This window comes from Cryobacterium sp. Hb1 (assembly GCF_004403585.1).
Classification (GTDB): domain Bacteria; phylum Actinomycetota; class Actinomycetes; order Actinomycetales; family Microbacteriaceae; genus Cryobacterium; species Cryobacterium lyxosi.
This window is the reverse complement of the sequence record NZ_SOHI01000014.1, coordinates 64,281-77,472: the sequence shown is the minus strand read 5'-3', so window position 1 is coordinate 77,472 and position 13,192 is coordinate 64,281. Positions and strand designations below refer to the sequence as shown.

Sequence of the window (13,192 nt, the reverse complement as noted above, 5' to 3'; positions counted from 1 at the left end):
GTATTGAACGCAGGCCCGGCATCCCGCCTCCGCCTCACCTCATCGAGCACGAAGTCCTCGTCGCGGTCGCTGACGATGTCGTCGTCGACTACCTCCTCAGGCGGCTCGGCCGGCCAAGCGGACTGGCGCGTCCGCCGATTACGTTCCAGTCGAGTCCCCGATGTCGCCACCCAGTCGCGGAGGCGCTGGCGGGCGTCGGCGAAGTTGTCAGCTATGGCATCCGAACGGGGCCGCGCGCCGTTTAGCGTTCGTGATGCTGGCTCGCTACTTGAGCGGTGTAACGAGCCGTCTGGGCGGCCGTCGGGATTCGGATACGAGGGTTCGTCATCCGCAGACGCGCGTTTGGAGAGCGCTGACACTTCTGACCGTTACCGATATGCGCATGTCCGGAGCTTGGTCTCTCGCATCGAATTCCAAGGCTAACGATTACTGTACCTGCCAACTGAAAATAGGGCCAGAACCGCGGCGGTTTCTGGGGGTCGTTGCAACGCCGGGTGGTCTATTCAGTGATCAGTAGCTTAGCGAAGCGTTCGGCGGGGGTGTCCCAGTCGCGGGTGTTCCGGGGGTGTCCCAGTCGCGGGTGTTCCGGGGGCGTTCGTTGAGCTGGTGTGCTGCCGTGCGTAGGTTGTTGCCCGCGAGACGTGCAACAAGTGTCAGCGACTGCGGACCAATGCCTTCTCGACTCGGCGTGCGCGAAGGATCCGTCGCTCAGATCGATTCGCGCCCGACCCCTTGGGTGAGCGCTTCCTCGGCGTGGTGGCAGGACACCAGGCGGCTACCGGCTGGTCCCACGGCAAGTGGAAGTTCCCGCAGCGGCGGAACGACAGTGCTGCACTCGTCCGTCGCCATCCAGCAGCGCGGATTGAACCGGCATCCATTGGGCGGGTTGACCGGTGACGGCGGTTCGCCGCCGAGGATCCGTCGTCGCGCCAGGCGTCCGCGATCGGCCGTGGTATGGGCCGGAGTCGCCGAGAGCAGGGCCTGGGTGTACGGATGCGACGGAGAGTTGTAAATAGTGTCTGTGTCGCCGATCTCGGCGATCCGGCCCAGGTACATGACTGCTACGCGGTCGGCGATATGGTGCACCACGGAGAGATCGTGGGCGATGAACAAGATGGCGACGCCGAGTCGTTTCTGGAGGTCGCCGAGCAGGTTCACCACTTGTGCCTGAACCGACACGTCGAGGGCGGACACCGCCTCGTCGCATACGAGAACCTCGGGGTCGAGGGCGAGCGCGCGCGCGATCCCGATCCGCTGACGCTGGCCGCCGGAGAACTGGTGCGGATATCGGGTCATCATATCGGGCGCGAGACCGACGAGCCCGAGTAGTTCGGCGACGCGCTCCCGCTGGCTTGCGGAATTTCCGGTGCGGGTGGCGGCCAGGGGCTCGGCGATGATGTCCCCGACGCTCATGCGCGGATCGAGCGAGGTGTATGGGTCCTGGAAGATCATCTGCACGCCGCGGCGCAGTTGCCGGCGGTCGCGATGCCGCCCGCGAGTGACGTCGACGCCGTGGTAGCTGAGGCTCCCGCCATCCGGTCGCTCAAGCCCCACTAGCATCCGAGCCAGCGTCGACTTGCCACAGCCCGACTCTCCCACGACGCCCAAGGTTTCACCCGCATGCAATCCGAGGCTCACGCCGTCGACCGCCGAAACGTGTACCGGGCGCAGCCGAGACCCGCTCGTGAAGGTGCGGCGTAGGTCGGTGGCCTCGAGTACGAGGCGGCGATCCGCGACTGGTATGTCGTCGACAACGATGTCAGGCCGCGGATTCACTCAGTAGCTCCTCTGATCGGTGGCAGGCGGCGGCGCGGTCTAGGGTGACTTCGACCAGTGGTGGGCGCTCGCTGCGGCACAGGTCGATGGCCAGGCGGCAGCGCGGGTTGAAGGAGCAGCCAGGCGGCGTCTGGGCTGGGCTGGGCGGCGATCCGGGGATCGTCAGAAGGCGTTCGCCCCGGTCGGCAGCCTGGGGAACCGATCGCAACAGCGCCTCGGTGTACGGGTGCGCGGGCCGGTTCAGCACTGTGTCGGTGTCGCCGCGCTCCACTATGCGGCCCGCGTACATGACGGCGAGCCGGTCGGCCACCTCCATGACAACGCCGAGGTCGTGGGTGATCAGCAAGATACCCATCCCAAGCTGGTCCCGCAGGGTGCCGAGGAGGTCAAGGATCTGGGCCTGCACCGTGACATCGAGCGCCGTCGTCGGCTCGTCCGCGATGAGCATATCCGGCTCGAGGGCGATCGCCATGGCGATGAGGATCCGCTGGCGCATGCCACCGGAGAACTGGTGCGGGTAGTCATCCACCCGCGATGAGGGGGAGGGGATGCCGACCAACGCGAGCAGTTCGATCGCGCTGGCCCTGGCCTGCTTGGCGGTGGCTCCGCGATGCACGCGAAAGAGCTCACCGATCTGCTTGCCGATGGTCATCACTGGGTTGAGGGCCGAGAGGGCGTCCTGGAGCACGAGGCTCATCCGGTCGCCGCGCAGCAGCCGGCGGGCCTCGTCGTCGAGGCCCTTGAGGTCGACACCGGCGACGACGAGCTCGCCCACCTCGACCTTGGTCTGCTCGTCGACCAGGCCCATGATGGCCCTGGCCGTGACCGACTTGCCTGACCCTGACTCTCCGAGCAAGGCGACGAATTCACCCCGGGCGACGTCGAGGTCGACGTTCCGCACCGCCCGCACCTCGCGCCCCCCACCGGTGAAGGTGACGTTCAGGTCGCGAACGCGGAGGGCACTCGTGCCCGAAATCGTGAGGTTTACGTGCACGGTCCCATCCTCGCATCACTAAATCACCGATATGTTTCAATCCAATTATTTTCTTGCCGAATTTCTTCACTTATATTGACATATCTGCCGGATATATACCAGATTATCTTCTGAGGTGCCGGGGTTCATAGGAGAATGGCCGACACGCAAGAGCATGCATGACGACAATGGAGGCAACACGTGCTGGAACCCGCAGAACGCTACACCGGATACACCGCATACGAGTATCTGGAAGCTGGCAAGGACTACAAGGAGTTCACTTACGCCAAGCAGGTAGGACGTGTGCCCGCCTATGCCGGACTTGACCTGAGCGCCGACGAAGAGGCGCGCACCACCAAGCTCCTTACGGAGGAGACCGTCATCTCGCTGCACGAGCACGTGCAGGTCTTCCCGGAAGACATGACGCAGCTGCGCGACCACATCCGCCAGGGCCGCGAACCAACAGCCTATGAGGGCCTGGCCGGTTCCGGCCTCACCGCGGTCTTTGATAACGGCATGGACGGCACCTGCTGCATCTCCAGCGACGCCGGCTGGAAGTACCAAGACGTACTGTTCGACCTCGGCGTGCGCATGGCCGACCTTGCGCACCAGGACTTCGTGATGAAGGCCGAGTCGATCGCCGACATCAACCGCGCCAAGGAGACAGGCCGCATCGCCCACATCTTCGCGCTTGAGGCATCGACCATGATCGAGAACGAAGTCGACCGGCTCGACGTGCTCTACGGCTTCGGCGTTCGACAGATGGGCATTGCATACTCGGAGGCAAACACCCTCGGCAGCGGGCTCAAGGAACGCGGCGACGGCGGCCTGACCTACTTCGGCGAGCGTGCCGTCGCCCGCATGAACAAACTCGGCATTGCGATCGACATCTCCCACAGCGGAGACCAGACCTGCCTCGACGTGATTGAAGCATCCACGAAGCCCGTGTTCATCACCCACGCCGGTGCACGCGGACTCTGGCCCACCAACCGCATGAAGACGGATGAGACGATCATCGAGTGTGCCAGGCGCGGCGGTGTGATCGGCATCGAAGCGGCCCCACACACCACTCTCTCGCCGCAGCACCCGCGGCACTCGCTGGAATCGTTCATGGACCACTTCCAGTACTGCGTCGACCTAGTAGGGCTCGAGCACGTGAGCTTCGGCCCGGACACCCTCTTCGGCGACCACGTCGGCCTGCACGACGCCTTCTCGTCGAACCTGTCCCTCGGCCAGGCGCACGGCCAGGTCGAGTTTGAAAAGGTGCCATACGTCGACGGCGTCGAAAACCCCGGCGAGGCGTTCTACAACATCATCGGCTGGCTGGTCAAGCACAATTACTCCGACGACGACATCCGCGCCGTCGTCGGTGGGAACACCCTGCGCGTCCTTGAAGAGGTTTGGGTTTCATGAGAAAACACAGTCTGATCATTGCAGCAGGCGCGCTGTCCGCCGCACTCGCACTGAGCGCGTGCGCGCCGTCGGCGCCCGAGAAGTCGGCTGCGTCGGCCGGCGCAGGCAACGACACGCTCACCATCGCCACCACGACCGACGTCGTGAACTACAACCCGCTGATCGGCAATAGCCGAAGCGACTATTGGATTACCAACCTGATGTACCCGCACCTGATGAGCATCGCCGACGACGGCAAGAAGACCGCCGCACTTGCGACGAAGTGGGGCTACGTCGACGAAATGACAGGTTTCTACGAGATCCGCACCGACTTCACCTGGAGCGACGGCCAGCCGCTTACCAGCAGCGATGTCGCGTGGACGATGAACGCCGTCAAGAACGACAAGCCATCTGGCACCTTCTACGGTCAGATGGCGCACTTCGCCTCCGCTGAAGCGGTGTCGGACACCCGCATCGAGGTAAAGCTGACCGAACCCGACTCCTCAATCATCGAAGAACTCGGTTTCTGGGGCAATGTCGTGCCGCAACACGTGTTCGAAAAGGCGGATTCGGTAGCCACATTCCCTAATGACGGCACCGACGGCGGATGGGTCGGCGCTGGACCGTACACGCTCACCAGTGTGCAGGTCGGCCAGAGCTACACGATGGATCGCGTGGACAGCTACCCGCTCGTCGACGGCGGCAAGCCGCTGGCGGCCAAGGTCGTCTACCGGGTTTTCCCCGACGTGAACACCGAGATCCTGGCGTTGCAGAGCGGTGAGGTCGACGTGATCGCGAACGCTCTTCCGCCGGCGCAGGTTTCGCAGCTGGAGAACACCGACGGGATCACTGTCAAGAAGGTCGTCGGCCTGGGCTACGCACACATGACGTACAACATGGAAAAGCCCGACCTGGCCAAGGTCGAGGTGCGCAAGGCGCTCGCCCACGCAGTGGACTACGAGACGATCCGCACGGTCGTGCTCCAGGGCCAGGCGGACTCGACGGGCTCCAGCGCGCTGATGCCGGTGCTCTCCGACTACTACGATAATTCGCTCAAGGAATACACCTTCGACCCTGATATGTCCCGCGACCTGATGAAAAAAGCAGGCTACGTTGAGGATGCCGATGGCAACTTCAACGTCTCCTTCCGTCTCATCTACTCGCTGCAGGACAGCGTCACGAGCCAGTGGGCACAGCTGGTGAAAGACAGCTCGGCTAAAGCGGGTATCACAATCGAGCTGCAAGGAACTGAGCGGAACACCTACTTGGCAATGACAAACGCGGGTGACTACGACATCTATGCCGGTAACTTCGCCATTATGGACGATCCGGTCACCAGCTTCGTGTTGTCCTACCTGCCCGGCGGTGCAATCAACTACACCCACGTCAACGATGCGAAGCTAAACGACTTGATCGCCAAAGGATCGGTCACCTCTGACACCAAAGCAAAGATCTCGATCATGCGCGAGGCGGCGAGGATCGTCCACGACGAGGTGTACGACAACATTATGTACACCCAGAACCTCAACTTCGCGCACAGCGCGAACTGGGACGGGTTCGTGACCAAGCCGAGTGAGCTGCTGTCGATCATCTCGCCGGTGTCGATCGCAAACGCCCACAAGGTTAAGTAGAGGGAAGGGCTGCCCGCGTGTCTCGTCTGTCATTCGTACTCCGCCGCATCGGCATGGGCCTGTTCACGATCTTTTTCGCCGTGACGGTGACCTTCCTCTTGCTCCGACTGCTGCCCGGAGACCCGGCACTGGCAATTGCCAGCCCGAATATGACCGAAGAGACCCGGGTAGCCCTGCTTCAGCAGTACGGGCTCGACAAGCCCTTGTTCGTGCAATACGTGATCTATCTCGGCCAGCTCCTGCAAGGCAACTTCGGAACTTCGTTCACCCAGTCGATCCCGGTAATGAACGTGCTCCTGCAGCGCCTGCCCTGGACCCTGCTGCTCACCTTCACCGCCCTCACTATCACGGTGCTGATCGGTGTACCACTGGGTGTGCTCGCGGCTTCCCGCCGGGGGAAACTCGCCGACAAGGTGGTGCAGGTGATCGGCGTCACCGGGCAATCGCTGTTCGTGCCGAGTATCGGTGTACTTTTGCTGTTCGTGTTCGGGCTGATGCTCGGATGGCTTCCTATCGGCGGCGCCTACTCGTCGGACAGCTACGGTATGGACTGGTATGGAAGCGTAGCGGCCCATCTCATCCTTCCTGCGGTTTCACTCATGCTCATCCAGCTCGGCTCCTACGTACTGACGATGAGGTCGACGCTGATCGACGCGCTTCAGGAGGACTACGTCACTCTCGCGAAGGCGAACGGATTGCCCTACCGCCGGATCCTCTGGCGGCACGCCCTGCGCAACGCCCTGCTTCCCACGACGACGCTGATCGGGCTCCAACTCGGCTTCCTCGTCGGCGGCGCAGTTCTCACCGAGACCGTGTTCGCCTACCCAGGCATCGGCCGTGGGATCTACGAAGCCGTCACGCAGCTTGATTTCCCGGTGCTCCAGGGGGCCTTCCTGCTGTTGGCCGTCACCGTCGTAGTCGCGAACATGGTGACCGACATCATTTACGGATTCCTCGACCCGAGGGTGAGGACATCATGAGTTTGATCGGAATCGAACCCAACGCTGTGCTGGCTGAACCCGTCGCCTCAGAGAGTGAGCGGTCCGGGGCAGCGACCTGGCGGGTATTCCGCAAGGAACCGCTCGGCGTCATCTCGGCTGGCATCCTTCTTCTGCTGGTCGTCGTCGCCCTGGCGGCGCCGCTGCTGGCGCCCTATCCGGCCAGTTACGGAATCGATGTCCTCGTGCCGCCGGGGGGCGCTTACGTGTTCGGCACCGATTCCCTCGGGCGAGACCTGCTCGGCGAAGTCATCTGGGGAACGCAACAGAGTCTGCTTGTCGCTGTGGCGGCATCTGCCATCGCCATCGCCATCGGCACGCTGATCGCGGTCATTGGCGCGTACTTCCGCCGGATCGACCCGTTCGTCAGCGTGCTGGTCGACCTCACCCTGTCGCTGCCGGTGTTGCCGCTGATGATCCTTGTGGCTGCTCTGGTGGGGCCAAGCACCACGACGATCATCGCGGTCGTTGCCGCGTTCTCCTGGCCGGAGGTGACCCGACTGGTGCGTTCCCAGGCGCTGACGGTCGTGAACCTGCCCTACGTTGATGCGGCACGACTGATGACCACCTCGTCGGTCTGGATCATCGCTAGGCATGTCATCCCCGCCGTCACCCCGGTGATCGTTGTGTCGGTCGTCGTAACCGCCTCGCGCGCGGTGCTCTCCGCTGCTGGTCTGGCGTTCCTGGGCCTCGGTGACCCGACGACCTGGTCGTGGGGTCGTATCCTGTACGAGGCCCAGCAGTCCGGTGCTATGTCGAGCGCCTGGTGGCTCACCCTCTTCCCCTCGCTCGCGATCCTGTTACTCGTGCTTTCGGCAACACTGTTGTCGATCGCGTACAACGATGCGCGCAACCCGCGCAACCGGTCCCGTTAGGAGTCCCGATGACAACTGCCACGCGTTTCACCCAGGCCCTCGCGCCTGAGTTCTTCGACCGGGTGCAGGAGCGCGTTCGAAGCCGCCTTGTCGAGGAGAATCTCGATGCCATTCTCACCGACGACCCCGAGGACGTCGCGTACCTCACTGGGTTCTTTCATCATCCCTGCGAGCGGCCCGTTGCGGTGTGGCTGGCCGCCGACGGGCCGACGGTGTTGTTGACGCCGCGGCTCGAGCGGGAGAATGCCGAACGGCAGCAGGCGCGCGCTCGAATCGTGTCGTATGTTGAATTCCCGGGCATAGAGGCGCCGTTCGCCACCCTCGCCACCGAGGTTGACCGCGTCGGCGCCGGGGGTGGTCTGCGCGTAGGTTTCACGACGCACATGACGCACGAGCGGCTTGCTGCCGTACGCCGAGAACTCCCGTCGGCCGTCTATCAGCCGACAACGGTCGTGACCCGCGCCAGGTACGTCAAGTTCGATGAGGAGATCGCGCTGCACCGTGAAGCTGCCCGCATTACCGACCTGATGCTCGACGCGGGGGTCGCCCTGGTCAGGGAAGCTGTGGCTGCTGGTGGTCGGCTTCCGAGCGAGGCGGAACTTGCCTCCCGGGTGACCGGCACCGGTGTATCGACGATGTACGCCGAGCACGATAACGTCGTTGTGGTCGCCCCGCTCGCTGGCGGACTGGTGTACGCCGGCCCGAATTCGGCGTTTCCGCACGGGCTTCCCTCCGGCTACCAGTTGTCACCGGGTGACACCTTCATGCTCTCCCTCGGCTGCGCCGTCGGCGGCCGTTTCGTTGAAGGCGAGCGCACGTTCGTTCTGGGCACGCCAACATCCGACCAGATTCGCTTCCACGACACGATCCATCGAGCCCAGAGCATCGGCGGGCAGGCGATCCGACCGGGAACCGAGTGTCGTGAGGCGAACGCGGCATGCCTGGCCGTGATCGAAGAGGCGGGCCTCGGCGAGTACATCCGTCACCGGCAGGGCCACGGCATCGGTCTCGGCATGCACGAGCCGCCATGGTTGGAGGCGGGGGATGAGACGCTGCTGCAGCCCGGCATGATCGTGTCGAACGAACCTGGAATCTACGTTCCCGGCCACGCGGGCTACCGTATCAGCGACAGTATGTTGGTCACCGAGTCGGGTTCGGTGCCGTTGACCGCGTTCCCGCGCGGGCTGGTCGACTGCACGATCCAGCTCTAACACCCCTGCCGCGGCGGCCGATGCGCCCCGGCCTGCAGTGCCTAGAAAAAACAGGTCGACGAAGGAGCATCATGACCCAGGAATCAGTCTCGCCGGAGTTCGCGACAGCGACATCGATGGCGCAACGCGTAATAATCAACGGCAACGAGTTGGCGGTTGAGGTGCTTGGCCCCAAGGGCGCGCCCGTCATCATTGCCCACCATGGAGCGCCCGGGCTGGGCTCACGAGCGGAGCCCCGTGCGAGTTTTGGCAGACTCGCGGATGAATACCGAGTTATCGTCTTCGACGCCAGGGGCTCCGGACAGAGCGCGGGCAGCGGCACTTTCAGCCACGAGCAATGGGCGTCGGACATCGATGGGCTGCGCGAGTGGATCGGAGCGGAGCAGATCGTCATCGCTGGCGGATCCTACGGCGGATTTATGGCGATGGAGTACGCCATCCGTTACCCGCACCGAGTCAGTGCACTTGTGCTGCGGGACACGTCGGCAGATCACGGGAACGCCCACCTGGCCAGAGAAAACGCGCTCGCCTCAGACCGCGTGACCATCGACATGGAGAAGTTCGACCGCATCGACATTGGCCAGGTAATCGACAACGACGATCTGCGGGACTGTTGGCGAGAAATCCTTCCTCTCTACGACTTTAACTACGATCCGCTATCGGTCGAGAAAAAGGTCGAGGCCACCCCGTACCGCTACGAGGCGCATAACTATGCATTTTCGCGGAATTTGCCGCAATACGACCTCAAGCCAAAACTCCCGTCGGTGTCGGTCCCGACGCTAATCACGGTTGGTCGAACCGACTGGATCACTCCAGTTTCATGCAGTCAGATTATCGCCGACCTGATTCCCGATTCCGAACTGGTCATTTTCGAGAGGTCCGGGCATTCACCTCAGATCGAAGAGGCCGAGCTCTGGACGGCGACAGTGCGCGATTTTCTTCGCCGTGCGGCGATCTGTACCCCAGTCACGTCAGCCAAAGAGTGAACGGCTCACCCTTCGATGGGCTCGACGACCTAGACAGGCGCATCATCGTCGCTCTTCAGCACGATGGTCGGGCGAGCTGGCGTGCGATCGCCCAAATGGTCAACTCCTCAACCGCCACAGTGGCGCGCCGCGGGCAACATCTCCTTGCCTCAGGGGTAACCAAGGTTGCTGTGGTGCCGGCGCTCGGAAACAAGGGGCAGGTCAGCTCCTTCCTCATCCGCATCAATTGCCAACCCGGTACCCAACTGCAGGTTGCCACAGAGCTAGTCGCCCAGGAAAGCATGCGGTTCGTCACCGTCGTCACCGGCCGCTACGACATCATCGCTGAGCTTGTCGTGCACGGCGGCGCAACGCACTACCCGCAATTTATCGAAGAGTTGCAGTCGATCGCCGGCATCGAACGCTGGCGTAGCGACCTGATCATGCATGTCTACAAGGTGACGTACGACTGGGGGCGCCAGCTCTTCTTGGAAAGCACAGACCTACAGGTGGCCCTCGGTGACAACCCGCCGGGCGGCGAACCGGCGTTATGTCGGCCGGAACATCTTGACAGCGCGGACTGGAAAATCGTAGAGGCGCTCCGCGAGGATGGGCGGGCGGCCTTCCAGGCGATTGCCGATAGCCTCGGCATGAACGAGTCGAGCGTCCGACGCCGGTTCGAGCGCCTGCTTAACTCCCACTGCGTCGACATCCTGACCGTCATGCCAGCTGGCGCACTCGGCATGGGCGCGGAAACGCTACTCACAGTGCAGGTGGTGCCATCAAGGGTTGATACCGTCGCTCGCGAGCTGGCGCAGCATTCCGCGGTCAGGTACCTCGCAGCCACTCTCGACGAGAACTCCCTTTTCTGTGAAGTCATCTTTCCCTCGACGACCGACCTGTACGACTTCATCACGTCGACGCTCTCCCTGCTCGATGGCGTGACAGGATGGTCGGCGTCGATGGAACTGCTCGTCCTCAAACGCGGATTCGTTGAAACCCCTTGGTGGCGTTCGCAGGTGTCCGTCCTGGCTGCCAAGCCCTAAGTCCGGCACGATCGCTGTCAGCGCTCTTTGAAAAGTAGGCCAGTTTCGCTGACAGTTTCAAGCGGTCGATGCAAGTGTTGCGGCGTTGTAGACCTCGTGAGGAGTCTGCTACTTTAAAGCTCTACGGGGGCGATAGCTGAGTTTGGTCACGATCTCCTCGAGTCGCGTGGTGTCGGTCAGGTCGAGATCGGAGCTTTTGGGTAGGTACTGACGAAGAAGTCCGTTGGTATTTTCGTTGGTGCCGCGTTCACGCGCTGGTCTGAGCCGCATGCCGACGCGTAGGGTCGGACGGGGTCGACGCGTGCATCAAACGCCGCCTCCGCCTCGCGCCGCCGGGTGACATCGTCGACGACGAACTGCACAAAATCCTCGTCGCGATCGCTGATGACGTTGTCTTCGACGGCGCTGGCGGGCGGTTCGCCCGGCCAGGCGGTCTGGCGAGTCGGCCGGTCGCGCTCCAGCCGCGTCCCCGATACTGCCACCCAGTCGCGGAGCCGCTGGCCGGCATCCGCGAAGTCGCGATGCCATCCGAACGGCGGCGAACCGTGCTTTTCGGGGTCGTAGGCGCCGAGCCAGTGCAGGTGCAGTGCAGAGATTTCCCAGACGAGTTCGGGGTGCCGATGCCAGAAAGGCGGCACAACGGAAGCCGGCAGCCCGTAGGTGCGCCGCAGCCAGTTCACCCAGCGGTTGAGTTCGATCCATTCGGCTTCGGCCTCGGCGTCGTCCGCGCTGAGGAGGTTCCAGTTAATCGGATGCGGTGGCTCGGCCGTGAGCGGCCACTCGAGGTCGTCCAAGGAACTCTGTCCGAACGCGTCATCGTGGTCGCCGGACGCCCACTCGACCAGAGAATCTGCCATCGTCTGACTCACATCCCGAGAACGGACGAACCGGCACGAGCCGCTTCCGCCTCGTGCACAATTGCATTCTGAGTTGCCGCTGCATCCCGCTCGGTGCCCGAAGCCGAGCGATGGGCTCGGTCGACCTGATAGTTCGTGCGCGCGAGGTCGTGGCCGATCTTCTTTGCGATGAAATCTTCGCGTTGGATGTCTTCGCCGTCGCCTTCGACTTGTAAGGTGCGTACGTAGCCTTCGGCGACGAAGCTGTCGCCTTTGGCGAATCGGGTGAGCGCTCGATCGGCTGTGGCACGATAAGCGACGAGATCGTGGAAAGTTGGCTCGAGCGTGGTGAAGTTGCCGTTATCTTCTCGAACGAAATGCGGCTGGCCGACACGCACGTAAAAGCGGGTGTCACCGTTCTCAGTCACCGATTACTGGGGATCCGAGGCGATGAAGCCTGAGCGTGATTGCTGGGTGTGAAATGTCATGGGACTGTGCCTCCTGTAATTGGGCGGACTATCGTGATCCGCGCTCACCAGGAGGTGCACCGGGCGCTCCTTGGCAGACGTGCTTCCGTGAATTTGCGACAGAGTTCTCCTCGTCAACGGGGCAGCGGCCCAGCACTCCGTGCTTTGAATCAGCCGGCACCATTACCGAGCCGGGCGGAATCGTCGAACCCCTCGCGATGCCGGCGGGTCCGGTTGGCTGAACCTGCTCGTGATCTTATGTCTCTGGAATACCCTCAAGTTTCTTTCGATCGGTCCTCTCAGCTTGCTGAAGTTGATCGTGGGGCGCGTTCGCGAGGCTGTGGCCCGCCGACGCATGAGCAGGGCGCTACTCGCTGTCGGCGTGGAGCGTTTCGAAATACTGGTGTTCGTCTCCAGTAGCGGCGGACGGCAAGTCTGGGCTGGCCTACCTCTTGGTAGCGGAATGATTGGCTCGCGGACGATCGATCACAGGAGGCCTCACTATGACGATCCCGCAGGAGCAGTTCGACGACCTGCTCAGCCGCACGGCGTTTGCCCTGCTGCTCGGGGTGCTCCTCGAGGCCCTCGCGCGTCGCGGAACCAACGCTGGCCGCCGCCGCACCGCGCGCCTGCTGCTCGGCACCGGACTCCTCGGCGGATTCACGACCTACAGCGCCCTCGCAACCGACAGCGTTCTTTTGCTGCAGGATGGTGCGACCGGAGTGGCCATTGCCTATGGTCTTGGTTCGGTTCTGTTCGGTGGCGTCGCCACCTGGCTAGGTATCCTGATCGGTGCGGCGCTCTTCCGGCGCACGCAGGACGGCCCCGCCAGCGCTGAAGGGGAGACCGCATGACCTCTCTCCTGTTTCTGGCAATCGCCTCGGCCAGCGGCGCTGGCGCGGCCGCCCGGCTCGCTTTCGACGGCCTCGTGCGATCCCGGCTGGGTGATGCGTTCCCGTTCGGAACGATAATCATCAACGTGCGCGGCTCGGCAGGAAATTAGAGACGGGTTAGGCTGCTGG

General features: G+C 63.1%; 13 protein-coding genes. 9 read left to right on the top strand and 4 right to left on the bottom strand.

Translation table 11 applies throughout. The annotated features are described in order from the left end of the window. Nucleotides 1-708: 708 nt before the first annotated feature. A complete protein-coding gene (locus tag E3T38_RS05485) occupies nucleotides 709-1,776 on the bottom strand; it encodes an ABC transporter ATP-binding protein (protein ID WP_134546894.1) in 1,068 nt (355 codons plus the stop codon). Further along, nucleotides 1,760-2,770: an ABC transporter ATP-binding protein gene (locus E3T38_RS05480; protein ID WP_241984315.1), complete on the bottom strand. Its 1,011-nt coding sequence runs from the start codon at nucleotides 2,768-2,770 to the stop codon at nucleotides 1,760-1,762. Before E3T38_RS05480 ends, E3T38_RS05485 begins: the two co-directional genes overlap by 17 nt. 180 nt (nucleotides 2,771-2,950) lie before the next feature. On the opposite strand from E3T38_RS05480, the gene E3T38_RS05475 reads away from it, so the two are divergent. The 7 genes from E3T38_RS05475 (at nucleotide 2,951) to E3T38_RS05445 (ending at nucleotide 10,867) form a co-directional block, all read left to right on the top strand. Further along, a complete protein-coding gene (locus E3T38_RS05475; RefSeq protein WP_134546892.1) occupies nucleotides 2,951-4,162 on the top strand; it encodes a dipeptidase in 1,212 nt (403 codons plus the stop codon). After that, nucleotides 4,159-5,772, top strand: a complete 1,614-nt coding sequence (locus E3T38_RS05470; RefSeq protein ID WP_134546890.1) for an ABC transporter substrate-binding protein — start codon at nucleotides 4,159-4,161, stop codon at nucleotides 5,770-5,772. Before E3T38_RS05475 ends, E3T38_RS05470 begins: the two co-directional genes overlap by 4 nt. 17 nt (nucleotides 5,773-5,789) lie before the next feature. Then, nucleotides 5,790-6,752, top strand: a complete 963-nt coding sequence (locus tag E3T38_RS05465) for an ABC transporter permease (RefSeq protein WP_134546888.1) — start codon at nucleotides 5,790-5,792, stop codon at nucleotides 6,750-6,752. After that, complete coding sequence (locus E3T38_RS05460) at nucleotides 6,749-7,645, top strand: ABC transporter permease (RefSeq protein WP_134546886.1); 897 nt, start codon at nucleotides 6,749-6,751, stop codon at nucleotides 7,643-7,645. The genes E3T38_RS05465 and E3T38_RS05460 overlap by 4 nt, the downstream gene beginning before the upstream one ends. Before the next feature lie 8 nt (nucleotides 7,646-7,653). Then, nucleotides 7,654-8,856, top strand: coding sequence for a Xaa-Pro peptidase family protein (locus E3T38_RS05455; protein ID WP_134546884.1), 1,203 nt, complete (start codon nucleotides 7,654-7,656; stop codon nucleotides 8,854-8,856). 71 nt (nucleotides 8,857-8,927) lie between these two features. Continuing rightward, nucleotides 8,928-9,842 carry an alpha/beta fold hydrolase gene (locus tag E3T38_RS05450; protein WP_134546882.1) on the top strand — a complete coding sequence of 305 codons (915 nt, stop codon included), beginning with the start codon at nucleotides 8,928-8,930 and terminating at the stop codon, nucleotides 9,840-9,842. Further along, nucleotides 9,839-10,867: an Lrp/AsnC family transcriptional regulator gene (locus E3T38_RS05445; protein ID WP_198417311.1), complete on the top strand. Its 1,029-nt coding sequence runs from the start codon at nucleotides 9,839-9,841 to the stop codon at nucleotides 10,865-10,867. The genes E3T38_RS05450 and E3T38_RS05445 overlap by 4 nt, the downstream gene beginning before the upstream one ends. Before the next feature lie 176 nt (nucleotides 10,868-11,043). Here E3T38_RS05445 and E3T38_RS05440 read toward each other — a convergent pair whose 3' ends face one another. Continuing rightward, on the bottom strand, nucleotides 11,044-11,724 hold the full coding sequence (locus tag E3T38_RS05440) for a hypothetical protein (protein ID WP_241984314.1): 681 nt from the start codon (nucleotides 11,722-11,724) through the stop codon (nucleotides 11,044-11,046). Nucleotides 11,725-11,732: 8 nt separating this feature from the next. Further along, nucleotides 11,733-12,131 (bottom strand): single-stranded DNA-binding protein, encoded by a 399-nt coding sequence (locus E3T38_RS05435; protein WP_241984313.1) that lies wholly within the window; start codon nucleotides 12,129-12,131, stop codon nucleotides 11,733-11,735. A 542-nt stretch (nucleotides 12,132-12,673) separates the two neighbouring features. Between E3T38_RS05435 and E3T38_RS05430 the strand changes: the two genes are divergently transcribed. Next, nucleotides 12,674-13,024 carry a CrcB family protein gene (locus tag E3T38_RS05430; protein WP_134546880.1) on the top strand — a complete coding sequence of 117 codons (351 nt, stop codon included), beginning with the start codon at nucleotides 12,674-12,676 and terminating at the stop codon, nucleotides 13,022-13,024. Continuing rightward, nucleotides 13,021-13,173, top strand: coding sequence for a hypothetical protein (locus tag E3T38_RS16640; protein ID WP_166805436.1), 153 nt, complete (start codon nucleotides 13,021-13,023; stop codon nucleotides 13,171-13,173). Before E3T38_RS05430 ends, E3T38_RS16640 begins: the two co-directional genes overlap by 4 nt. The last annotated feature ends 19 nt before the right edge of the window (nucleotides 13,174-13,192 follow it).